Annotated in this window: 21 protein-coding genes; 10 read left to right on the forward strand and 11 right to left on the reverse strand. The window is 63.6% G+C overall.

Annotated elements, in window-relative coordinates:
* Position 1: 1 nt before the first annotated feature.
* From doeA to ehuR, 9 genes are all read right to left on the reverse strand, one after another.
* The gene (doeA, locus tag AC1DYO_RS20955) at positions 2 to 1,180 is read right to left on the reverse strand and encodes an ectoine hydrolase DoeA (protein ID WP_477266415.1); all 1,179 of its coding nucleotides are present in this window, start codon (positions 1,178 to 1,180) and stop codon (positions 2 to 4) included.
* Positions 1,181 to 1,310: 130 nt separating this feature from the next.
* A complete protein-coding gene (locus tag AC1DYO_RS20960) occupies positions 1,311 to 2,303 on the reverse strand; it encodes a cyclodeaminase (RefSeq protein ID WP_477266416.1) in 993 nt (330 codons plus the stop codon).
* Positions 2,300 to 3,289, reverse strand: a complete 990-nt coding sequence (gene eutB / locus AC1DYO_RS20965; protein ID WP_477266417.1) for a hydroxyectoine utilization dehydratase EutB — start codon at positions 3,287 to 3,289, stop codon at positions 2,300 to 2,302. The genes AC1DYO_RS20960 and eutB overlap by 4 nt, the downstream gene beginning before the upstream one ends.
* Positions 3,290 to 3,472: 183 nt before the next feature.
* Positions 3,473 to 4,249, reverse strand: coding sequence for an ectoine utilization protein EutA (eutA, locus tag AC1DYO_RS20970; RefSeq protein WP_477266418.1), 777 nt, complete (start codon positions 4,247 to 4,249; stop codon positions 3,473 to 3,475).
* 7 nt (positions 4,250 to 4,256) lie between these two features.
* Entirely contained in the window at positions 4,257 to 4,916 is a 660-nt protein-coding gene (gene ehuD / locus AC1DYO_RS20975; protein ID WP_454573526.1) for an ectoine/hydroxyectoine ABC transporter permease subunit EhuD, read from the reverse strand.
* Positions 4,916 to 5,575 carry an ectoine/hydroxyectoine ABC transporter permease subunit EhuC gene (ehuC, locus tag AC1DYO_RS20980; protein ID WP_477266419.1) on the reverse strand — a complete coding sequence of 220 codons (660 nt, stop codon included), beginning with the start codon at positions 5,573 to 5,575 and terminating at the stop codon, positions 4,916 to 4,918. The genes ehuD and ehuC overlap by 1 nt, the downstream gene beginning before the upstream one ends.
* A gap of 144 nt (positions 5,576 to 5,719) precedes the next feature.
* Positions 5,720 to 6,571: an ectoine/hydroxyectoine ABC transporter substrate-binding protein EhuB gene (gene ehuB, locus AC1DYO_RS20985; RefSeq protein ID WP_477266420.1), complete on the reverse strand. Its 852-nt coding sequence runs from the start codon at positions 6,569 to 6,571 to the stop codon at positions 5,720 to 5,722.
* A gap of 69 nt (positions 6,572 to 6,640) precedes the next feature.
* Entirely contained in the window at positions 6,641 to 7,426 is a 786-nt protein-coding gene (gene ehuA, locus AC1DYO_RS20990; protein ID WP_210285109.1) for an ectoine/hydroxyectoine ABC transporter ATP-binding protein EhuA, read from the reverse strand.
* A 124-nt stretch (positions 7,427 to 7,550) separates the two neighbouring features.
* A complete protein-coding gene (gene ehuR, locus AC1DYO_RS20995; protein WP_477266421.1) occupies positions 7,551 to 8,936 on the reverse strand; it encodes a MocR-like ectoine utilization transcription factor EhuR in 1,386 nt (461 codons plus the stop codon).
* An 81-nt stretch (positions 8,937 to 9,017) separates the two neighbouring features.
* Here ehuR and AC1DYO_RS21000 point away from each other — a divergent pair, with 81 nt between their 5' ends.
* From AC1DYO_RS21000 to AC1DYO_RS21020, 5 genes are all read left to right on the forward strand, one after another.
* On the forward strand, positions 9,018 to 9,509 hold the full coding sequence (locus AC1DYO_RS21000) for an Lrp/AsnC family transcriptional regulator (protein ID WP_477266422.1): 492 nt from the start codon (positions 9,018 to 9,020) through the stop codon (positions 9,507 to 9,509).
* Between the two features lie 130 nt (positions 9,510 to 9,639).
* Positions 9,640 to 11,133, forward strand: coding sequence for an NAD-dependent succinate-semialdehyde dehydrogenase (locus AC1DYO_RS21005; RefSeq protein WP_477266423.1), 1,494 nt, complete (start codon positions 9,640 to 9,642; stop codon positions 11,131 to 11,133).
* A gap of 32 nt (positions 11,134 to 11,165) precedes the next feature.
* Positions 11,166 to 12,545: an aminotransferase gene (locus AC1DYO_RS21010; protein WP_477266424.1), complete on the forward strand. Its 1,380-nt coding sequence runs from the start codon at positions 11,166 to 11,168 to the stop codon at positions 12,543 to 12,545.
* A 9-nt stretch (positions 12,546 to 12,554) separates the two neighbouring features.
* Positions 12,555 to 13,664 carry an alcohol dehydrogenase family protein gene (locus tag AC1DYO_RS21015; protein WP_477266425.1) on the forward strand — a complete coding sequence of 370 codons (1,110 nt, stop codon included), beginning with the start codon at positions 12,555 to 12,557 and terminating at the stop codon, positions 13,662 to 13,664.
* 176 nt (positions 13,665 to 13,840) lie between these two features.
* The gene (locus tag AC1DYO_RS21020) at positions 13,841 to 14,599 is read left to right on the forward strand and encodes an SDR family oxidoreductase (RefSeq protein ID WP_477266426.1); all 759 of its coding nucleotides are present in this window, start codon (positions 13,841 to 13,843) and stop codon (positions 14,597 to 14,599) included.
* A 55-nt stretch (positions 14,600 to 14,654) separates the two neighbouring features.
* Here the strand turns inward: AC1DYO_RS21020 and betI are convergent, their stop codons facing one another.
* A complete protein-coding gene (betI, locus tag AC1DYO_RS21025; protein WP_477266427.1) occupies positions 14,655 to 15,380 on the reverse strand; it encodes a transcriptional regulator BetI in 726 nt (241 codons plus the stop codon).
* A gap of 45 nt (positions 15,381 to 15,425) precedes the next feature.
* On the opposite strand from betI, the gene choX reads away from it, so the two are divergent.
* The 3 genes from choX to AC1DYO_RS21040 all read left to right on the forward strand — a co-directional run bounded on the left by choX (position 15,426) and on the right by AC1DYO_RS21040 (position 18,379).
* Positions 15,426 to 16,355 carry a choline ABC transporter substrate-binding protein gene (gene choX / locus AC1DYO_RS21030; RefSeq protein WP_477266428.1) on the forward strand — a complete coding sequence of 310 codons (930 nt, stop codon included), beginning with the start codon at positions 15,426 to 15,428 and terminating at the stop codon, positions 16,353 to 16,355.
* Between the two features lie 12 nt (positions 16,356 to 16,367).
* A complete protein-coding gene (locus AC1DYO_RS21035; RefSeq protein ID WP_477266429.1) occupies positions 16,368 to 17,393 on the forward strand; it encodes an alcohol dehydrogenase catalytic domain-containing protein in 1,026 nt (341 codons plus the stop codon).
* A gap of 80 nt (positions 17,394 to 17,473) precedes the next feature.
* Positions 17,474 to 18,379 carry an AraC family transcriptional regulator gene (locus tag AC1DYO_RS21040; protein WP_477266430.1) on the forward strand — a complete coding sequence of 302 codons (906 nt, stop codon included), beginning with the start codon at positions 17,474 to 17,476 and terminating at the stop codon, positions 18,377 to 18,379.
* A 22-nt stretch (positions 18,380 to 18,401) separates the two neighbouring features.
* On the opposite strand, the gene AC1DYO_RS21045 is transcribed toward AC1DYO_RS21040, so the two are convergent.
* The gene (locus AC1DYO_RS21045; RefSeq protein ID WP_477266431.1) at positions 18,402 to 19,919 is read right to left on the reverse strand and encodes a winged helix-turn-helix domain-containing tetratricopeptide repeat protein; all 1,518 of its coding nucleotides are present in this window, start codon (positions 19,917 to 19,919) and stop codon (positions 18,402 to 18,404) included.
* A gap of 123 nt (positions 19,920 to 20,042) precedes the next feature.
* On the opposite strand from AC1DYO_RS21045, the gene AC1DYO_RS21050 reads away from it, so the two are divergent.
* A complete protein-coding gene (locus AC1DYO_RS21050) occupies positions 20,043 to 20,264 on the forward strand; it encodes a DUF1127 domain-containing protein (protein ID WP_477266432.1) in 222 nt (73 codons plus the stop codon).
* A 103-nt stretch (positions 20,265 to 20,367) separates the two neighbouring features.
* Complete coding sequence (locus AC1DYO_RS21055; protein ID WP_477266433.1) at positions 20,368 to 21,534, forward strand: MFS transporter; 1,167 nt, start codon at positions 20,368 to 20,370, stop codon at positions 21,532 to 21,534.
* Positions 21,535 to 21,636: the final 102 nt, after the last annotated feature.

A 21,636-nucleotide genomic window follows, 5' to 3' on the forward strand; every position in this document is an offset into this window, starting at 1 on the left:
TTCAATTCTTCACCACCAGCTTGCGCGGCACATTTGCCAGGCACTCTACACCGGTTTCGGTGATCAGGATGGATTCGGTGATCTCCAGCCCCATCGTCTCCAGCCACAGGCCGGTCATGAAATGGAAGGTCATGCCGGGCTTGAGTTCGGTGCGGTCGCCGGGGCGCAGGCTCATCGTGCGCTCGCCCCAGTCCGGCGGATAAGATAGGCCGATCGGATAGCCGGTGCGGTTGTCTTTGACGATGCCGTATTTTTTCAACACGGCGAAGAAGGCGTTGGCGATGTCCTCGCAGGTGTTGCCGGGTTTGGCAGCCGCCAGCCCCGCCTCCATGCCTTCCAGCGTCGCCTTTTCCGCATCGAGGAATTCCTGCGTCGGCTTGCCCAGAAAGACGGTGCGCGACAGGGGACAGTGATAGCGGTTGTAGCAGCCGGCGATCTCGAAGAAGGTGCCTTCGCCGGACTTCATCGGTCTGTCGTCCCAGGTAAGGTGCGGCGCCGAAGCGTCGGCGCCCGACGGCAGCAGCGGCACGATCGCCGGATAGTCGCCGCCGATCCCGTCGACGCCGCGCGTGCCGGCATCGTAGATCTCGGCGACGAGATCGCATTTGCGCATGCCGACTTCCATCTTGTCGACGATGCGCTGGTGCATGGCTTCGACAATGCGCGCCGCCTTGCGCATATAATCGATCTCGGTCGCGCTCTTCACCGCACGCTGCCAGTTGACCAGCGCGGTCGCATCGACGAAGCGGGCATTGGGCAGGTGCTTCTGCAGCGCGGCGAAAGCGGCGGCCGAGAACCAGTAATTGTCCATCTCGACGCCGATAGTGAGCTTGCCCCAGCCGCGATCACTGAGCACGCTTGCCAAAAAATCCATTGGGTGGCGCTCGGTCGACTGCACATAGTGGTCGGCGTAACCGACGATGTTGTCATGGGCGAGATAGGCGGTGCGCTTGGCGCCGTTGGCATCCTGGCCGCGGCCGTACCAGACCGGCTCACCCGATGGCGGCACGATGACCGCCTGGTGGACATAGAACGACCAGCCGTCATAGCCGGTCAGCCAGGCCATGTTGGAGGGGTCGCTGACGATCAACAGGTCGACGCCCTTTGCCGCCATGGCTTGGCGAGTTTTGGCGAGGCGTTCCGCAAATTCGCCGCGCGAGAATTTCAGGTTCGGTTGCATTCTTCTTGGGTCCTCGTTTGTTGGGCCTAGAGCCTGTTTTCAACTGTATTGAAATCGGCTCGTCGTTCTTGTGAGCGTGATCTTTTCGGAAAACCGGTTCCCACTTTTCCGGATCACGCTTTGGCCAGCATCAGCTTTCGAAAATCGTTCCCGCCTTCGCCGCCCGTGCGCGGTCTCGGGCGAGCGTCGCGATCGCAGTGTCCTGCACACCGGTGCCGGTGAGGTCGGCGACGGTGATGTCGCTTGCTGAGCGCCTTCCGTGCTTTTTACCTGCTATGATCTGGCCGAGTTCGGTGACTTCCGTGTCGGCTCCGATGACGCCCGATGCGATGGCGTGATGGAGTTCGCCGAGACGCCGCGTTTGCTTTGCGCTGTCGGCGACGTAGAGATCGGCCATGCGCAGGATCGCCGGCGCGATTTCGTTCTTGTGCTCGGCGTCGGATCCCATGGCGGTGATGTGCTGGCCGGCAACGACAAAGCCGGCCTTGATAAGCGGCTCGGTCGACGGCGTGGTGGTGACGATGATGTCGGCACCGCCAACAGCCTTTGCCGCGTCCGGTTCGGCGCGCACGAGGATGCCAAGTTTTTCGCGCAGGGCGCTTGCCGTCGCCTCCGCCTTGACGGCATCGCGCGCCCAGATGCGTGCCTCGGCAATTGGGCGCACCAGCATGAGCGCTTCGAGCTGCAGGCCAGCCTGCAGGCCCGCGCCGAAGATTGCGGCAACGGAGGAATCCGGCCGCGACAGATGCTTCGCCGCGACAGCGCCCGCAGCAGCAGTGCGGACATCGGTGAGATAGCCATTGTCGAGCAGCAGCGCCTCGACCACACCGGTTCTTGCCGATAGCAGCACCATCATGCCGCCTCCGCTGGGCAGACCGAGTTTCGGATTATCGAAGAAGCCGGAACTTATCTTGACGGCGAAACCATCCATGCCAGGCACATAGGCCGACTTCACATCGACCTCGCCGCGATGCTCGTGAATGTCCAACCGCAGGATCGGCGGCATCGCCACCGGCAATGTGGCGAGCGCGCGGAAAGCGTTTTCGACACAGGCGACAGCGTCGAGATCGAGCGTCACGATTGTGCGCAGTTCTTTCTCGGTGAGGATCGTCATCCGGCTCATGCGGCTCGCTCCGCGGCTACCTCACCGCAAACGATCTTGCGGTGCAGGTCCATGTCGATGTTTCGTCCGGACAGCAGTACGACCACCGGTCCGTTCGCCTTGACCTTGCCGGCGAGCAGCGCGGCGATGCCGACCGCGCCGGCGCCTTCGACGATCTCGCGCTCATGTTCATAGGCGTGGCGGATGCCGGCGGCGATTTCGTCCTCGCTGAGCAGGATGACATCGTCGAGCAGATCGCCGCACATGGCGAAGGTCAGCTGGTTGTCGAGGCCGATGCCGCCGCCGAGCGAATCCGCCAGCGTCGGCAACTCCTCGACCTCGACCGGGCGGCCGGCATCGAGGCTCGCCTTCATCGCCGCGCCGCGCGCCATCGAAACGCCGATAACTTTTGTCCCTGGGCTGACGCCCTTGACGGCCGCTGCGATGCCCGAGGCCAGCCCGCCACCGGAGAGCTGCACCAGGACGAGAGCGGCGTCCGGAACCTGCTCGATGATCTCCAGCCCGAGCGTGCCTTGCCCTGCTATGATGTCGGGATGGTCGAAGGGCGGCAGCATCACCAGTCCCTCTTGTGCCACGAGCCGTTCGACCTCCTGTTGCGCCTCATCCTGGCTGTTGCCGATGATGCGGACGTCCGCGCCAAGCCGACGGATTTCGTCGAGCTTGTTCTGCGGCACCAGTCGCGACATGCAGATCACCGCGCGCATGCCTTCGAGTTTCGCGGCATGGGCCAGCGCTCGGCCATAATTGCCGGTCGACGACGCGACCACGCCGCGCGCCTTCTCCTCGGCGCTCAGCGAAGCAACGGCGTTCGAAGCGCCACGCAGCTTGAAGCTGCCGGTGGTCTGGCGATGCTCGAGCTTGAGATGGACAGGGACGCCGAGCCGCTCGGATAGACTCGGGGATGGCACCGTTGGTGTTCGCTCGATCTTGTTGGAGATACGTTCACGGGCGGCACGGATATCCGCGAGGGCGATGGCGCGCGTCATGGGGCGACCCCCTCTGGCCTGCCGGCGATCTCCCTCTCAAGGGGGGAGATCGGCGGCTTCGACGTCGCCGCACTTCCAATCACGTCGATGATTGGCGAAAGCCGGGCCGCAGCTAATCTCCCCCCTCGAGGGGGAGATGGCCGGCAGGCCAGAGGGGGTCGCTCGTGAATATGAGGCATCCTCTTACTGACCCAAAGGCAGCATCATCAGGCGGCCGAATTCGGGATACGGCGTCTCGTCGCTACAGAGCCGCAAACAGTTCCAGGCGCTGGCCTGGTTGCTGGTCACGACAGGGCGGCCGATCGCTTCTTCCATTCCGGTAACCGCGAGCGCACCGCGCAGCGCGGTGCAGGACACGAACAGTGCATCGGCTTCAGCGTGTGTTGCTTCGCGTGCGAGATCGACAATGGCTGCCGGCGGGATGCGCGCCATCTCGCGGTCGTCCTCGAAACCGAGACAGGTGAAGCTCAGGATATCGAAGCCACGCGCGGCGAAGTAAGCCGCCATCGGCCTAGAGGTTTCGACGGTGTAGGGGGTGAGGATGCTGATCTTCTTTGCGCCCAGCGCCTTCAGCCCGCGCACGCCGGCCATCGGCGGCGTTACCACGGGAACGCCTGATTTGGTAGACTGGATCGCCGCCTCGATTTCGGCATCGCCGATAACCACCGAGGCCGAGGTGCAGGAGTAGCAGACGGCGTCGAGCTTTTCGTCGGGCAGGATCAGTGCCGCGCCCGCCGCCAGCTCCGGCTGCATCTTGCGAAGGTTCTCGGGTGTCGTCGGGTTCTTGTAGGGGATGCGCGCGACATAGACGCCGACCTTCTCGCTTGCCACCATGCGGCGGAAATCCGGCTCGCTGGTGTGGTCGGTGGCAAGGATGATCAGGCCGACGCGCTTTGCCAGCGGGCGCGCGTCGAGCATCGGCCTTGTCGGCATCAGCCTGATTTCGGGCAGCGGTTTCATGGAAAAATTACCTTTCGATCTTGCCGTAGCGATGTTCCAGCCAGCGCAGCAGCACGACCGAGAAGAGGCTGATGACGAGGAAGAAAGCGCCGACCAGCGTAATCGGTTCGATGTAGCGATAATAGGTATTGGCGACGCTCTTGGCCTGGTTCATCAACTCCAGCACGGTGATCGCCGATAGCAGCGGCGTCTCCTTGAACATGGCAATGAAATAGTTGGCCAAAGCCGGGATCATCGGCGGGATCGCCTGCGGAATGATGATGTTGGTCCAGGTCTGAGTGGCGCTCAGATTGCATGCCTTGGCCGCTTCCCACTGGCCGCGCGGCACATTGTCGATGCCGGCGCGGTAAACCTCTGCCGTGTAGGTGCCGTAGTGCAGGCCAAGCCCGATGACGCCGGCGACCAGCGGCGGCAACAGGATGCCGAAATCGGGCAGCACGTAGAAGATGAAATAGAGCTGCACCAGAAGCGGCGTGCCGCGTATGAATTCGGCAAGGAAGCCGACGGTGCGTGACAGCACCTTGTTGGGCGAGCGGCGCGCCAGTGCGATGCCCAAGCCGACGATTGCGGCCAGCACGGAGCCGAGCAGCGTCGCCAGGATGGTGATCTTCACGCCCTGGATCAGCGTCGGCATGATCTCCCAGACGAAGTTCCAATCCCACTCCATCAGACGCGCACCCCGTCGAGGCCGCGCGCCATACGGCGTTCCAGAGAACGCACGCCCCAGGAGATGATCAGCGCCAGCGCGAAATAGATGATGAGAATGGTGGTGAACGGCACCAGCGTGTTGCCGGTCTGCGAGCGCACGACCTGCGCCTGGAAGGTGAGATCGGCGAGCGAGATCAGCGACACCACGGAGGTCGCCTTGAGCAGCTCGATGGCGTTGTTGCCGAAGGTCGGCAGCATGATCAGCAGCGCCTGCGGCAGGATGACGTGGCGCATGCCTTGCCAGCGGCCGAAATTGAGCGCGATGCAGGCTTCATATTGCTCACGGCCGACCGACTGGATGGCGCCGCGCACCACTTCGGCCGCATAGGCGCCGACATTCAAGCCCAGCGCCAGCACGCCGGCCTGCAGCGGGGTCAGCTCGAGGCCGATCAACGGCAACACGAAATAGGCAAAAAACAACTGCACGAAGATCGAGGTGCCACGGAAGAATTCGATATAGACGGTTGCCAGCCAGCGCAGCGCAAAGAAGCGCGACACGCGCCCCATGCCGGCAAGAAACGCCATGATCAGCGCGAGCACCGACCCCATCAGCGTCAGCTCGATGGTGACAAGCGCTCCCTGCAATATCAGGCCGAGATAGCCGGACCACTGGGTCATTAGGTTAGAGGTTCCCACGTTTGGTTCTAGGATCCTTCTCGCCGTTCACGGGGGCGAGGAGTGGTCCGCGGAGCGGACGAAAAGCCAATTGCTTGGCTTTTCGAACGACGAGCGCCCGTGAACGGGGAGAAGGCAAAAACGGCGCTACTTCGCGGCGCAGAGCTTGTCGCGGGTCGTCGACATCGCTGCCGCCGCCGAGAAGCCGTAGGGCTCGATGATCTTGGCGAATTCGCCTGATTTCTTCATCTTGGCGAGCTCGACATCGAAGGCGTCGCGCAAGGCCTCGTCGCCCTTCTTGAAGGCGGCGCCGTCGCAATAGACCGGCGCGCCCTGCACCGGTGCAATAACTTCGAGGTTCGGGTCGTTGGCCTTCTTGACCAGGTCATTGATCGACAGGACGGGCAGCGAGTAGGCATCGATGCGGCCGTCCTGCAGCATCTTCAGGCCGCTCTGGCCGTCCGGAACGACGATGACGCGCTCGCGCGGCACGCCGGCGTTGAGCGCCAGCTTCTCTTCGGTGCCGCCACCGGGGGCGCCGATGGTGGCTGATGTGTCCTTGGCGACATCCTCATAGCTCTTGAAGCCCTTCGGATTGCCTTTCTTGACCAGCATCGCCTCCGCGTCGCACAGCACGGGTTCCGAATAGACGACCGCCGCGCAGCGCTCCGGCTTCATGAACAGGCCGGCGGTGACGACGTCGAAGCGGCCGGCCTGCAGGCCGGGGATCATCGCGCCATACTCCGAGATCGACGCGACGATGTCGCCAACGCCGAGACGCTTGAAGACCTCGCGCGCCACATCAGGCGCCGCACCCGAGACCTTGCCGTCGGCTGCGACCGCCGTGTAAGGCGGCTCATTGGCGATAGCGACGCGGGCAAAGCCTTGTGCCTTCAGCTGATCGAGCTTGCTGTCGTCGGCCGAACCGGTGCTTGAAGCGGCCAGAACCGCCGTCAGTGCGAGACCGGCGACGCCGGCCAGAATGCCAAGTTTCTTCATTGTTCCCAACTCCTTGTTGTTTTCTTGGTTTTGTCGTTTCGGGACGACTGCGTCGCCTCGGCAAAGCGGTCAGACACGATGTCCGGCCGCGATGATCTTCTTCAGGAAGCCTTGCGTGCGCTCCTGCTTGGGATGGCGGAAAATCTCGTCGGGCTTGCCTTCCTCGACGATCCTGCCGCGGTCGAAAAACAGCACGCGGTCGGCGAAGTCATGGGCAAAGCCCATCTCATGGGTGACCAGCAGCATGGTCATGTCGGTCTCGGCGGCGAGCTTGCGCATGACGTTGAGCACCTCCTCGACCAGTTCCGGATCGAGCGCGGAGGTCACCTCGTCAAACAGCATGATCTTTGGCGACAGCGCCAAGGCGCGGGCAATCGCCACGCGCTGCTTCTGGCCACCGGACAATTGCGCCGGCATCGACTTCGCCTTGTCGGCCATGCCGACCATGTCGAGCAGTTCCATCGCCCGCTTCTCGGCAGCGGCGCGCGGCGTGCCCTTGGTCAGCATCGGCGCCAGCGTGACATTGTCCATGACGCATTTGTGCGGAAACAGATTGAACAGCTGGAAGACCATGCCGATCTTCTGGCGCATCTTGGTCAGGTGTCGCTCGTCGGCGGGCAGCAGCTGTCCGTTGCGTTCCATGTGGTAGAGCTGCTCGCCATCGATCTGGATATGGCCGCCGTCGATCTTCTCCAGCGTCATCAGGATGCGCAGGATTGTCGTCTTGCCCGAACCGGACGGGCCGATCAGCGCCAGCTTCTCGCCGGGCATAACCTGCATCGACAGACCGTCGAGCACCTTGAACGAGCCGAAGCTCTTCGAAATGGCGTCGACCTTGATGATGGGTGTGGACAAATGAATTTCCCCTGCTGGAGAAGCCTGTGTCCTTAACGATGCGGAACGCGCCAAATCATGTCAATTGGGAAAATAAACTCATGACAATATTTCCGGCGCCGCATAATTTCAGGGCAATTTCCGCTCAGATTGCGAGCAGCAGATGCTCCGGATCGCCAAGCAGCAGCTTGGTGACAACGCCGAGGCCGGCGCGCAGTTCCCCCTCGGTGGTCGAGCCCAGCGAAATGCGCACCGCAGGGTGCCAGGGCGCATCCGAGATGCGGAAGGACGTGCCGGGCGCGATCGCGACGCCTTGCAAACGGGCCTGGGCGACGAAGCTCTCCTCAGCGCGGTCTGCGGGCAGTTGCAGCCAGACATGCAGCCCGTCGCGTCGGGCGCGATAGTCGACCCCGGCCAGCACCTCGGCAGCGATATCCTGGCGTCGCCGCAAGGCGGCGCGCTGCCAGCGGACGAGCTCCATCGCGGTGCCGTCGGTCACCCATTTGGTGGCGATCTCGGCCACCAGCGGCGTCGCCATCCAGTTCGAGACCAGATGCCGGTTGGCAACGGCGGCGACATAGCGGTCGGGCGCGGCGAGATAACCGATGCGCAGGCCAGGCACGGTGATCTTGGTGAAGGATGTGACGTAGAGCGTACGCTCCGGCGCGAAGGCAGCAACCGGCGGCGGTCGATCCTCGACCAGCGGACCTAGCACATCGTTCTCGATGACGGCGATGTCGTGCTTGCGCGCGACTGCGGCGATCTCTTCGCGCCGCCTCGCATCCATCAGCGTCGCCGTCGGATTGATCACCGAAGGTTGCACGAATACCGCGCGAATGTCGGTGAGCTTGCAGGCCTCGTCGAGCGCTTCCGGGATCAGGCCGTTGCCGTCGATCGGCAGGCCTTCAAGGTTGAAGCCGAGATAGCGCGCGAGCGGTACCAGCGTGTGGTGACCAATGGCCTCGGTGGCGACGGTCGAGCCCGGCGGCGCGACACTCATCAGCGCCACCGTCATCCCGGCGGTGGCGCCGTTGGTCAGGCTGACGTTCTGCGCAGAGACATCCAGCCCGCACAGTTTCAGCCATTCGACCGCCACCGCGCGGTGGCGCGGAAACACCACGTTGGGCCGGAACGACAGCGCCGAACTCGAAGGCAGGTTTTCGGCCAGCCAGCCCAGCGCCTGCTTCAGCCGCTCCAGATGCATCGGCTCGCAGACCGGCTTCAGGATGGAGAGATCGATGACCTCGCCGAGGCGTTCGGGCAGATAAGGCGGCTCCGGTTCGCGGCGCTGCGTTTGGACGAAGCTGCCGCGACCGATCTCGCCCGAAATCAGACCGCGCCGGATAAGTTCCTCATACGCACGGCTCACCGTCTGCACCGACAGTTTCAAGTCGTCGGCCAGCCGGCGATGCGTCGGCAGCCGCGCGCCATTGGCCAGTCGCCCGTCATGGATGGCGCGCGCGAACTGGTCGGCCAGCGATTGATAGGCTGGCCGGCGAAGGAGCGCGGGATCGGGTTGCCACAATGTCATGACTTATTAGGATCGAAATCAGTGCAATTGACAATCGAAATAATGCGCCGTCATGGTGATGCCGACAAAAAGTGGACGCCGATGACATCAGCGAAACTCGACGCGATCGACCTGAAAATCCTCGACGCCATCCAGCGCGACGGACGCATCACCAAGCTGGCGCTGGCCGACAAGGTGGGGCTGTCGCCGACGCCATGCTGGATGCGGCTGCGCAAGCTGGAGAAGGCCGGCATCGTCTCGGGCTATCACGCCAGGATCGCCATGCGCGTCGTGGCGCCGGTCGCCACCGTGCTGATGGAGGTGACGCTGGCCAGCCACCGCCAGGCCGATTTCGACCGTTTCGAGCGCGCCATCCGCGACATCCCGGAGATCGTCGCCTGCTGGTCTGTGGGCGGTGGCGTCGACTACGTGGTGAAGGTGATGGCGCGCGACATCGACGCCTATCAGCGGCTGGTCGACGGCTTGCTCGAGCGCGAAATAGGCATCGACCGCTACTTCACCTACATCGTCACCAAGACGGTGAAGGAGGAGATTGTGCTTCCGATAGCCGAGTTGCTGCCGATACCGGCGTAAGCCCCAGAGAGATTGTCTGTCGGGCCTACGCAATAGAGAGAGTGTCTCTCCTTCAAGGCGTGCAAACAGCCTCTCTGTCTGCTGACCGCAGATAGTCTTCCCGCATCGTCCGAACCGGGAGGCCTCGACCATGTCCGCGCATTTCGCCCGCTCGCATCGCCATGAAGCGCTCGACCGGCTCACCGATCGCCGGCTGCTGCGCGAGCTTGCCTATGTCGACGGTCACTGGACGGCGAGCGAGGCAGCCGAAAGCTTCGAGGTCACCGATCCGGCCACCAGCACCACGGTTGCCTTCGTCACTGCACTCGATGCGCACCAGACGACAAAGGCGATCGATGCTGCTGCGCGCGCCTTCCCGGCATGGCGCTCGTTGTTACCGCAGGAGCGGTCTAAGATTCTGCGAAAATGGTTCGAGCTAATCATCGCCGCGAAAGACGACCTCGCTCTGCTGATGACGCTGGAACAGGGCAAGCCGCTGCAGGAGTCGCTCGGCGAAATAGATTATGCCGCCTCCTTCGTCGAGTGGTACGCCGAAGAAGCCAAGCGCCTGAACGCCGAGAGCGTCACCAGCCATCTGCCGAATGCCGAAATGATGGTGCGGCGTGAACCGCTCGGCGTCGTCGGTGTCGTCACGCCGTGGAATTTCCCGTCTGCCATGCTGACCCGCAAGGCCGCCGCCGCACTGGCCGCCGGCTGCACCATCGTCGCGCATCCGTCCTCGGAAACGCCGCTCTCGGCGCTGGCGCTGGCCGAGCTTGGTGAGCGTGCCGGCCTGCCCACCGGTGTCTTCAACATCGTCACCGGCAAGGCCGCAGTCATCGTCGGCCGCATGTGTGAGGACCCGCGCGTCCGCGCCATGAGCTTCACCGGTTCGACCGAGATCGGCCGGCTGATCGCCGCACAGAGCGCGCCGACGATGAAGCGGCTGGTGATGGAGCTTGGCGGCCATGCGCCCCTGATCGTCTTTGCCGACGCCGATCTCGACAAGGCCGTGAACATTGCCATCGACGCCAAGTTCGCCACATCGGGCCAGGATTGCCTCGCAGCCAACCGTATCTATGTCCAGCGCCCGATCTACGATCGCTTCTGCGCCGCCTTCGCAAAGCGCATCGAGGCGCTGCGGACCGGCAACGGCCTTGCCGCTACGACCGACATCGGGCCGCTGATGCATGAGCGCGCTGTCACCAAGGTCGAAGAACAGGTCGCCAATGCCATCGCATATGGCGCGCGCTGCCTCACAGGCGGCAAGCGGCATCAGGCCGGGCCGCTGTTCTACCAGCCGACATTGCTGGCCGACGTCAGCGACGAAGCGCTGATCATGCGCGAGGAAACGTTTGGGCCGGTCGCCGCGGTGACGCCCTTCGACAGCGAGGACGAGGTGATCGCCCGTGCCAACGCCACCGAATATGGGCTCGTTGCCTATGTCGTCACCGAGAACGGCGCCCGCCAGCAACGCATGGGCCGCGCGCTCGACTACGGCATGGTCGCCATCAACCGCGTCAAGATCACGGGCGCGCCGATCCCCTTCGGCGGCGTCAAGCAATCCGGCATCGGCCGCGAAGGCTCGCGCCACGGGCTCGAAGCTTTCACCGATCTCAAATATCTCTGCCTGGACGTCGCATAAGTCCGTCCGGCCATCGCTCAAGGAGTCCAAAAATGCTCGACCAGTCCAACGAACTCAACGCCTGGGATCGCGACCACTTTTTCCATCCCTCGACCCATATGGGCACGCATGCGCGGGGCGAGAGCCCGACGCGCATCATGGCCGGCGGCGAGGGCGTCACCGTCTGGGACAACAATGGCAAGAAGAGCATCGATGCCTTTGCCGGTCTCTATTGCGTCAATGTCGGCTATGGCCGCCAGAAGATCGCTGACGCCATCGTCACCCAGGCGAAGAACCTTGCCTACTATCACGCCTATGTCGGCCACGGCACCGAGGCCTCGATCCGGCTTTCCAAGATGATCATCGACCGTGCGCCCAAGGGCATGTCGAGGGTCTATTTCGGCCTCTCCGGTTCGGACGCCAACGAAACCAACATCAAGCTGATCTGGTACTACAACAACGTGCTCGGACGCCCTGAGAAGAAGAAGATCATCTCGCGCTGGCGCGGCTATCATGGCTCGGGCGTGATGACGGGGTCGCTGACCGGGCTCGACCTGTTCCACAACGCTTTCGACCTGCCGCGCGCGCCGATCCTGCACACCGAAGCGCCGTACTATTTCCGCCGCGCCGACCGCTCGATGAGCGAGGAGCAGTTCTCGCAGCATTGCGCCGACAAGCTTGAAGAGATGATCCTGGCCGAAGGCCCCGAAACAGTCGCCGCCTTCATTGGCGAGCCGATCCTCGGCACCGGCGGCATCGTGCCACCGCCGGCCGGCTACTGGGAAAAGATCCAGGCTGTGCTGAAGAAGTATGACGTGCTGCTGGTCGCCGACGAGGTGGTGACGGGCTTCGGTCGTCTCGGCACCATGTTCGGCTCCGACCATTACGGCATCAAGCCGGACCTCATCACCATCGCCAAGGGTCTGACCTCGGCCTATGCGCCGCTGTCGGGCGTCATCGTCGCCGACAAGATGTGGCAGGTGCTGGTGCAGGGTTCCGACAAGCTCGGCTCGCTCGGCCATGGCTGGACCTATGCGGCGCATCCGATTTGCGTTGCCGCGGGTGTCGCCAATCTCGAACTGATCGACGAGATGGACCTGCTGACAAATGCCGGCGAGACCGGCGCCTATTTCCGCGCCGAACTCGCCAAGGCCGTTGGCGGCCACAAGAACGTGGGCGATGTGCGCGGCGACGGCATGCTGGCAGCTGTCGAGTTCGTTGCCGACAAGGATGACCGCGTGTTCTTCGATGCTTCGCAGAAGATCGGACCGCAGGTGGCCACAGCCCTTGCCGCCAGCGGCGTCATCGGCCGCGCCATGCCGCAGGGCGACATCCTTGGCTTCGCTCCGCCGCTCTGTCTGACGCGTGAGGAAGCCGACATCGTCGTCTCGAAGACGGCGGATGCCGTCAACAGCGTGTTTGCCAACCTCTGAAATCGATTCATGAATGCCATGACCAAGACCATTCCCGCCACCATGGCCGCCGTGCTGCTCACCGGGCACGGCGGACCGGAGAAACTCGTCTATCGCACAGACGTCAAAGTGCCTGCGCCCGGCCCGGGTGACGTGCTGGTCAAGGTCAGTGCTTGCGGCATGAACAACACCGATGTCTGGGTGCGGCAAGGCGCTTATGGCACCGAGGAGGACGCCGCTGCCGTCTCGACCTGGCGGCGTCAGGGCAACACGCTTGTCTTCCCGCGCATCCAGGGCACCGACACGGTCGGCACCATCGCTGCCGCCGGTGAAGGCGTTTCGCCGGACCGCATCGGCGAGCGGGTGATGGTCGATTTCTCGATCTACAACCGCGATGACGATTCGCTCGCCGACATCGATTATATGGGCCATGGTCGCGACGGCGGTTACGCCGAGTACCAGACCGTGCCGGCCGAAAACGCACATGTCGTCGACACCGAGATGAGCGACGTCGAACTCGCCACCTTCTGCTGCGCTTACCTCACCGGCGAGCAGATGCTGGAGCGGGCGGGGCTCAAAGCCGGCGAGCGCGTGCTGGTCACCGGCGCGTCGGGTGGCGTCGGCTCCGGCATTGTACAGCTGGCGCGGGCGCGCGGCGCCATTCCCTATGCGGTCGTCGGCAAGGGCAAGGAGCAGGCCGTGCGCGAAATCGGCGCCGAGGCTGTCATAACCCGAGGTGTCGCCGATCTTCCCGTCGCGGTAGCCGAGGCCACTGGCCGCCAGCCAATCGACGTGGTGGCCGATCTCGTCGGCGGTGCGATCTTCAACGACTTGCTTCGCATCCTGAGGCCCGAGGGCCGCTACACCACAGCCGGCGCCATCGCCGGCCCGGTCGTGCAGCTCGATCTAAGGACGATGTATCTGAAGCAGCTGCAGCTGCACGGATCGAGCCAGGGCACGCGCGCCGATTTCCGCCGCATTGTTGGATACATCGAGGCCAAGAAAATCCGGCCGCTGGTTGGCGGCGTCTACAAACTGTCCGATTTCCACAAGGCGCAGGCTGACTTCATCGCCAAGGATTTTGTTGGCAAGCTGGTGGTCGTGCCGGACGCCATGTGGATCGATGGCCGGGGCTATTGACCCGGCGGGACGCGCCTTCGTGTAATTAGAAAAAACATCGCGAGCTGTCGGGCTTATCGATCTCGCCCGTCCAATCGTGCGATTTGGACTTTTGCAAACTATCTGCGGACTTCGGATTATATATAGTCCGGCTTTGGCGGGATATCTTGGCATCATCCACAACGAAGGAGATTGCCATGAAGACCGCTCTTATCACTGGAACCTCGTCGGGCTACGGCCTCGAAACCGCCAGGCTTTTCCACGCCAAAGGCTGGAATGTCGTCGCCGCCATGCGCACGCCGCGTGAAGATATCCTGCCCAAATCCGACCGCATCCATATCGTGCCGCTCGACGTCACCAATGCCGACAGCATCAAGGCCGCGGTCGAAGCGGCCGGCCCGATCGACGTGCTGGTCAACAATGCCGGCATCGGCATGTTCGGCGCTTTCGAGGCGACGTCGATCGATACCGCGCGCCAGGTCTTTGAAACCAACACGTTCGGCGTCATGGCCATGACCCAGGCGGTGATCCCGCAGTTCCGCGCCCGCCGCTCGGGCACGCTCATCAATGTCACCTCCAGTGCCGTACTGGCGCCGATGCCGCTGGTTGCCATCTACACCGCCAGCAAGGCGGCGATTGACGGCTTCACCGCCTCGCTTGCCAACGAGCTCAATCATTTCGGCATCCGCGTGAAGATGGTCCAGCCGGGCTACGGGCCGACGACGGCCTTTTCGCGCGATGCGGCATCCTATGTCGAGCGCTTCATTCCCGAAGCCTATGCCGGCTATGCCAGCGAGATCTTCGCGGAGATGACTCGGCCGACGGCGCACACCGTGCCCGAAGACGTCGCCGAAATGGTCTGGAACGCCGCGCATGATGAAACCGCGACGATCAGTTTCCCCGCCGGACCCGACGCGGTTGCATTGAGCCAGGCGCGCCATGCTGTGGCTGCCTAGTTCCGCCGCCGTGTCTGCCGCGCCGGCGAACATTGTCGCCAGGTGCGGCAGGGGCTCATTGCTGCCTTCGCCGGGCAGCCGCTCGCTTGGGTTCTCGGTCTGAACGCAGAAGCTTCTCTTCCTTGTCGCTCACCAAGGAGCGAATCCCCCGAAACACCAAGATGATGGCCTCGTCGCGTCCGATATCGTCGGCAACCGCCTTGCGCAGCCAAAGCCCGTCGAGCAGGGCAGCGATGATCAGGCTCGCCTCATGCAGGCGCGCCGCATCGAACATCCCGCCGAACACCGAGGCCAGATTGGAGCGCAGCCGCCGGTGGAACACGCGCTGGAGCCGTGCATATTGCTCGTTCACGCCGGCTTCGGCGCAGACGGATATCCAAGCGCTGGCGATGGGACGGGTGAAAGCTTGTGCGGGAAAGTTGCCCTCGATGACCGCTTCCAGCCGCGCCCAATTGGTTCGTGCCGCGGCGAGCCTCGCAATGACATCTTCCATCAGCAGGCGGTTGTTGTAGCGCACCATGCCGAACAGGACCTCGTCCTTGCCCTTGAAATAATAGGCGAGAATGCCCGGAGACATACCGGCCTCGCGGCATATGCGGGCCGAGGTCATGCCTTGCAGCCCATGCTCGAGGAATACGCGATGCGCGGCCGCGATCAGCTCGACGCGCCGTATGTCCTCGATTCTGGTTCGCTTGCCCTGAGTCGCCATTTCCCTTTCTAGCAAATAAGATTTTTGTACGCTCATACAAGATTCTATATTGACATACAGCGAAAACGCCATAGCGTTGGCTGGCAGTCGTCTCATCAAGAAAATGGGGAACCAAGAATGCGTACGACAGTCATCTTTGCCTTGCTTTCGGGGTTGATCGCTTCACCCGCCATGGCCGCCGACGCGGCACAGTGCCAGAAGGTCCGCATGGCGGACCTTGGCTGGACCGATATCGCCCTCACCAACACCACCGCCGAGGTGATCCTCGATGCCCTCGGCTACGACGCCTCGCAGACCTTGCTCGGCCTTGGCGTCGCCTATTCGGCGCTGAAGGAGAACGACATGGATGTGTTCCTCGGCAACTGGCGGCCGGTCCAGGACGAGGAATACAAATCCTATTTCGACGAGGGATCGGTCGAAGTGTTGGGCATCAATCTTGAGGGCGCCAAATACACGCTCGCCGTCCCGCAATATGTCGCGGACCAGGGCATCAAAAGCTTCGACGATCTCGCCGCCCACGCCGACAAATTCGGCAGCAAGATCTATGGCATCGAGGCGGGCTCGAACAAGCCGCTGCTCGACATGGTGGCGGCCAACCGCCATGGGCTCGGCGACTGGCAGATCATCGAGTCCAGCGAGGCGGCAATGCTGACGCAGGTCGCGAACTCGGTGGCGGACAAGGGCTGGGTCGTGTTCCTTGGCTGGGAGCCGCATCCGATGAATCTCGACTACAAGATCACCTATTTGTCGGGCGGGGACATCGAGTTCGGGCCGAACTTCGGTGGCGCCACGGTCCGCACCATCGCCCGCAACGGCTTTTCGGCGGAATGCCCGAACGCGGCCAAGCTGTTCGCCAACCTGACCTTCGACCTCACCTATGAAAACTACGGCATGCGGATGATTTTGGGCGAGGGGAAATCCGCCGACGAAGCCGCCCGCGAGATGATCAAGCGCAACCCCGACAAGCTGGCGAAATGGCTGGACGGCGTCTCGACCCTTGACGGTCAGCCAAGCCTGTCGGTCGTGAAAAGCGCGCTGGGTCTCTAGATGAGCCGGAGCATGCTCGCAGCCGTGCTGGAGAGCCCGGGTCAGCCGCTGCGCATCATGACTGTGCAGCGGCCGGAACCCGGTCCTGGAGAGATACTGGTTCGCCTGGAAGCGAGCGGCATATGCCATACCGATGTGCATGTCTGGCAAGGTCATGTGCGGCCGGCATCGGGGCAGTCGACTTCTATCCTCGGCCATGAAGGCGTCGGCAGGGTGGTGCAGCTCGGTGCCGGCGTCATCGACTGGCGCCTCGGCGAGCGTGTCGGCGTCGCCTGGCTTCACGACACCTGCGGCCACTGCGACGAGTGCCACGCCGAAATGGAGTCTTTCTGCCAGCACCAGCGCGCGCACGGCTTTGATGTTGCAGGCACCTTTGCCGAATATGTCGTTGCCGATGCGCGCTTTGCCGCGCGACTGCCGGATGAGGGCGATGCGGCGGTGCTGGCGCCGCTGATGTGCGCCGGCCTGACCGCTTTTGGCGCCGTGCAGCGGGCAGGGGTCAGACGAGGAGAGGTTTGTGCCGTCTTCGGCTGTGGTGGCTTGGGCCTCTATGCCATCCAGATCGCCCGGCGGCTTGGCGCAGTGGTCGTCGCCATCGACACGGATGAAGCCAAGCTTCGCCTTGCAGCTTCCCTCGGCGCCGAGCACACTTTGCTTGCCTCGCCCGAACTCGCCGGGACCTGGCCGGTGAATTTGCGTGCGCATGTCTGCATCAATTTTGCGCCGACGCCGGCAAGCTGGGATGCCATGGTCGCGGCAATCCGTCCGCGCGGCCGGATCGTCGCGGCGGCCATGGTCTCGCAGCCGGTGCCGCTCAGCCAGGAGTGGCTTACGGCAAGCGGTGTCTGGATAACCGGGACCAGCGTCGGCACCCGCGCGCAGATGCGCGAGCTGATCCAGTTGCATGAGGCGCAGCCCTTCGAGGCCCAGGTCCAGCGCGTCACGCTGGCCGAGGCAACCGACGCATTGGTCCGGCTGAAAGCTGGAAATGCCGAAGGGCGACAGGCAATCGTCTTTGATATCGACAACCACCCTTGAGACCTAAGACTATAGCCACAGCTTTGGGGCAGGGACTATCGACAATTGACGGCGGCCCTTTGTTTGGAAAAGTCCATTCAATGGTAGATCCGCTCTCCGAAATCATTGAACTGCTCCGGCCTCAGGCCGTGTTCACAAAGGGCATTAGCGGCGCCGGCCGCTGGGGCGTCCGCTATAGCGATTTTGGCCATCCGAGCTTCGCCATCGTGATCGAAGGCGCATGCCGATTGGTCGTCGATGGACAACAGGCGCTCACGCTGGAGGCAGGCGACTTCATCTTGCTGCCGAAGACACCGGGTTTCACCATGACGGGTTTTGAGCCAGTCACCCCCGAGATCATCGATCCGCATGTCGCGGCCTTGACGGCGGAAGGCGAAGTTCGCCATGGCGCGCAGGACGGGCGGCCGAGCGTCCGCATCCTCGGCGGCTACTTCATCTTCGACAGCGAGGATTCCGGACTGCTGGTTTCACTGCTGCCGGATCAGATCCATGTCCGCGGCGTCGAACGCCTGTCGATCCTGGTGAAGCTGTTGATCGAGGAGGCCGCCCGACGCCAGTCGGGACGCGAGCTGGTGCTGACCCGGCTGATCGAGATCCTGCTGGTCGAATCCTTGCGGCTGACGCAAACGCCGGATGCGCCAGCCGGACTGCTGCGCGGACTGGGGGATGTTCGGCTGGCCGAAGCCATCCGGCAGATGCATGCCGATCCGGCGCGTCCCTGGACGATGGCGGAGCTCGCAAAGGAGGCGGCGCTCTCCAGGTCGGCCTTTTTCGACCGCTTCAGCCGCTATGTCGGCGTGCCGCCGATGGAGTATCTGCTGGCCTGGCGCATGGCGCTGGCCAAAGACATGCTGCGCCGGCAGGAGATTGACATCGCCGAGGTCGCCGAGCGCGTCGGCTACGGCTCAGCCAGCACCTTCAGCACCGCCTTCAGCCGTCATGTCGGCCAGCCGCCCGGCCGCTACGCAAAGGCGACGGTGCGGTAGGCGACAGCTCGCCGCCGGCCCGTCACTCCGGAAGGCCGGCCTTGCGGAAGCCGTCGACGAAATGTTCGAGCGTGGCAGTGTCGCGGAATGGCTCGGTCATGACCCAGTGGCGGGTGGTAAAATGCGGGTTGCTGACGAGGAACATTTCGACCTCGGCGCGCGCCTCGTCGAGCAGGCCGAGTTGGGCAAGGCTTGCCGCCAGGAAACGGCGCGAGCTTGTCCGATACGTCTCGTCCCGGCGCAGCGTCTCGACGGCGGCTTCGTAGTCACGCGCCGCATATTGCGCCTGGCCGAGCGTCAGATAGTACCAGCTTGCCGGATACGGGTTCAGGCGGAACGCTTTGCGGATCTGCTCGAGGCCCTCCTCCACCTGCCCGGCCAGGGTCGTGATGTCGGATAATGTCGCCCAGGCGTCGGCGTCGTTCGGGTCGAGCTCGAACGCCTTGGCAAATTCCACGTCCGCCTCGTCGAACCTGCGCTCATAGGCAAGCAAGTTGCCCAACACCCAGTGGCAGCCGGCATCGTTGGGGTCGATCGCCACCGCCTTGCGCGCCAGATCCAGGGCAAGGCTGCGGGCAGGCTCAATGGGTTCGCCCCAATGTACCCATCCCATCCAGTGGTTCATGGCAAGCCAGCGATAGGCCTCGGCATAGTCCGGATCGAGCGCAACCGCGCGCGTCAGCATCAGATGCGCTTCGCGCGCCGTCTCCGGCGAGACGTCGATCAGCTTGCGTGCCCGTACACACAGATCATAGGCCTCGAGATTTCTGGGCCTATTGCGCGGCAGCGGAGCGCGCAGCCGGCCAAGCAGCGCCTCGACGATCTTGGCCGTCACCTCGTCCTGGACGGCAAAGATATCTTCCAGGCCGCGATCGAAGCGATCCGCCCACAGATGTTCGCCGCTCCGCGCATCGACCAGCTGCGCATTGATGCGGACGCGCCCGGCGGCGCGTCTGGCGCTGCCCTCCAGCAGATAGCGCACGCCAAGATCCTCGGCGATCTCACGCACGTCCACCGCCTTGCCCTTGTAGGCAAAGGTCGAGTTGCGCGCGATGACGAACAGGCCGCCGATCCGCGACAGGTCGGTGATCAGGTCTTCGGTCAACCCGTCGGCGAAGGCTTCCTGCTCCGGGTCGTTGCTGAAATTGGCGAAAGGCAGCACGGCGATCGACGGCTTGCCGGGCAGCGGCAAAGCCTGTCGCTTCGCATCACCGAGCTGTTCGATGGCGCCGGTGAAGCGATAGCCAACGCGCGGAACCGTCGATATCCATTCACCGCCGTTTGCGGCCGGACCCAGCAGCTTGCGCAATTGCGCGATCTGGACCGTGAGGTTGCCTTCTTCGACGGCCGTGCCTGGCCATGCCGCGTCCATCAACTCGGCCTTGGCCAGGATCTCGCCGGGCCGGGCGACGAGCGCCGCCAGCAGCTGCAGTCCGCGGTGGCCGGCGGCGACGGGAACATCGTCCCGAAGGAGCGTTCCCGCACCGGGATCAAGCACGAACGGACCAAAGGCAAAGCGCGATCCCTGCATAGCGCGCATCTATAACCGGTTTGGAAGTTTTGAGAACTATTTGGGAAGGCTTAATTACGGCGCCGTCCGCATGCTGCAGAGTTCAGCCTCCTATCGAGGGTTCTTGCCCCCTCAAACCGAATGGAGGTTGCCATGAACGATACTCTTGCTTCTGCTCCGGCAGCCTGGCCGGAAAAACCCGTGGCGTCATCTCGCCGGAGCCCGCGAGGCATGATTGCCGCCTGGCGCGAGCGCATACGCTTTCGTTGGGACCTGAAGCAGATGGCGGAGGCCAATCCGCATCTGATCGACGATATCGGTCTGACCAGACGCCAGGTCGAGGCCGAGATCGTCAAACGCTTCTGGCAGGTGTAAGCCGAATGCCGCGGATGATACCGGCTCGCCCGTTTGCGCGTGCCACGACGCCTCGCCGGCATTTGCACTTGCCGAAGTTTGCCGATCCTGCTTCGAAGGTTGCATGAGCGCCGAAGACGCGACGTCACCGCGAGAGAGCCGCATCCCGTGGGCCGCGATGGCCGCCATCATCGCGACCGTCACGGTGTTCGCCGTGGCACAGGGCCTGACCTATCCGCTGCTCAGCTTCATCCTGGAACGGCAGGGGACGACACCGGGCCTGATCGGCCTCTCTGCCGCGATGACCCCACTGGGTTTCATTGTCTCGTCGCTCTTTACGCCGGCGCTGGTCCGGCGCGCGGGTGCGGTGCGCTTTGCGGTCCTGTGTTCCATCCTGGCGGCAACCGCCCTGATCGCGATTGCCTGGACGCAGGACGTCTGGGCCTGGATGCCGCTGCGCTTCCTGCTCGGCTTCTTTGCCAATCCGCTCTACGTGATCAGCGAAACCTGGCTGGTCTCGATCACGCCCGCCACGCGCCGGGGCCGCATCATGGGCCTTTACTCCTCCGTCGTTTCGGCAGGCTTCGGCCTCGGTCCGCTGTCGCTCGGCCTGGTCGGCACGCAAGGGTGGCCGCCTTTCATCATCGGCAGCGCGGCCTTCCTGGTCTGCGGCCTGATCGTGCTTGCGGTGGCGCCGCGCCTGCCCGATATGCCCCGTGAGGGCGAGGCGGTATCGGTCGGCGGCTTCTTCGCCCTGGCGCCGCTGCTTCTATTCGCGGTTTTCACTGCTGCCGCCTTCGAACAGGTTCTGCTGTCCCTGTTCGCGGTCTATGGCGCCGCGCTCGGCAGCGCCGAGCAGCGCATCGCGTCGCTGATCACCTGTTTCATCGCAGGCAATGCCCTGCTGCAGATTGTGCTCGGGCGCGCGGCCGAACGGTTTGGCTCGAAGCGGATGATGCTGTTCTGTGTCCTGGCTTGCCTGGCCGGTTGCCTGCTGTTGCCCTTGCTCTTCGACACCTGGCTCATCTGGCCGCTGTTCTTCGTCTGGGGCGGGGTCTCGTTCGGGATCTACACGCTATCGCTGATCCAGCTCGGCGAGCGTTTCACCGGCCAAGCCTTGATCGCTGGCAATGCCGCCTTCGCCTTCGTATGGGGCATAGGCGGCATCGTCGGCTCGCCCGTGGCAGGGCTGGCAATGCAGTTGACCGGACATCAGGGACTGCCATCGTCGCTCGGCCTGCTGTGTTGCGTGCTGGTGGTGTTTCTGTTGGCGGAGCTACGGCGGGTTTGAGAGGCCGGTTCCTGGCGGTGTCTTCCACGCCAGGAACCGCCATGGGCGTTAGGCGCACGCATCTACGGACCTGGCCTGATCCACAGAATGCGCGTCAGTCCG

This window comes from Mesorhizobium sp. P2_F5 (assembly GCF_056403715.1).

Excerpts from the sequence above, each read along its gene's own strand:
- doeA (WP_477266415.1), bottom strand. The coding sequence starts at position 1,180 with ATGCAACCGAACCTGAAATTCTCGCGCGGCGAATTTGCGGAACGCCTC.
- AC1DYO_RS21040 (WP_477266430.1), top strand. The coding sequence starts at position 17,474 with ATGGTAGATCCGCTCTCCGAAATCATTGAACTGCTCCGGCCTCAGGCC.
- AC1DYO_RS21035 (WP_477266429.1), top strand. The coding sequence starts at position 16,368 with ATGCTCGCAGCCGTGCTGGAGAGCCCGGGTCAGCCGCTGCGCATCATG.
- AC1DYO_RS20960 (WP_477266416.1), bottom strand. The coding sequence starts at position 2,303 with ATGAGCCGGATGACGATCCTCACCGAGAAAGAACTGCGCACAATCGTG.
- betI (WP_477266427.1), bottom strand. The coding sequence starts at position 15,380 with ATGGCGTTTTCGCTGTATGTCAATATAGAATCTTGTATGAGCGTACAA.
- choX (WP_477266428.1), top strand. The coding sequence starts at position 15,426 with ATGCGTACGACAGTCATCTTTGCCTTGCTTTCGGGGTTGATCGCTTCA.
- AC1DYO_RS21005 (WP_477266423.1), top strand. The coding sequence starts at position 9,640 with ATGTCCGCGCATTTCGCCCGCTCGCATCGCCATGAAGCGCTCGACCGG.
- AC1DYO_RS21000 (WP_477266422.1), top strand. The coding sequence starts at position 9,018 with ATGACATCAGCGAAACTCGACGCGATCGACCTGAAAATCCTCGACGCC.
- AC1DYO_RS21050 (WP_477266432.1), top strand. The coding sequence starts at position 20,043 with ATGAACGATACTCTTGCTTCTGCTCCGGCAGCCTGGCCGGAAAAACCC.
- eutB (WP_477266417.1), bottom strand. The coding sequence starts at position 3,289 with ATGACGCGCGCCATCGCCCTCGCGGATATCCGTGCCGCCCGTGAACGT.
- AC1DYO_RS21045 (WP_477266431.1), bottom strand. The coding sequence starts at position 19,919 with ATGCGCGCTATGCAGGGATCGCGCTTTGCCTTTGGTCCGTTCGTGCTT.
- ehuR (WP_477266421.1), bottom strand. The coding sequence starts at position 8,936 with ATGACATTGTGGCAACCCGATCCCGCGCTCCTTCGCCGGCCAGCCTAT.
- ehuD (WP_454573526.1), bottom strand. The coding sequence starts at position 4,916 with ATGGAGTGGGATTGGAACTTCGTCTGGGAGATCATGCCGACGCTGATC.
- AC1DYO_RS21055 (WP_477266433.1), top strand. The coding sequence starts at position 20,368 with ATGAGCGCCGAAGACGCGACGTCACCGCGAGAGAGCCGCATCCCGTGG.
- eutA (WP_477266418.1), bottom strand. The coding sequence starts at position 4,249 with ATGAAACCGCTGCCCGAAATCAGGCTGATGCCGACAAGGCCGATGCTC.
- AC1DYO_RS21020 (WP_477266426.1), top strand. The coding sequence starts at position 13,841 with ATGAAGACCGCTCTTATCACTGGAACCTCGTCGGGCTACGGCCTCGAA.
- AC1DYO_RS21010 (WP_477266424.1), top strand. The coding sequence starts at position 11,166 with ATGCTCGACCAGTCCAACGAACTCAACGCCTGGGATCGCGACCACTTT.
- ehuC (WP_477266419.1), bottom strand. The coding sequence starts at position 5,575 with ATGACCCAGTGGTCCGGCTATCTCGGCCTGATATTGCAGGGAGCGCTT.
- ehuB (WP_477266420.1), bottom strand. The coding sequence starts at position 6,571 with ATGAAGAAACTTGGCATTCTGGCCGGCGTCGCCGGTCTCGCACTGACG.
- AC1DYO_RS21015 (WP_477266425.1), top strand. The coding sequence starts at position 12,555 with ATGAATGCCATGACCAAGACCATTCCCGCCACCATGGCCGCCGTGCTG.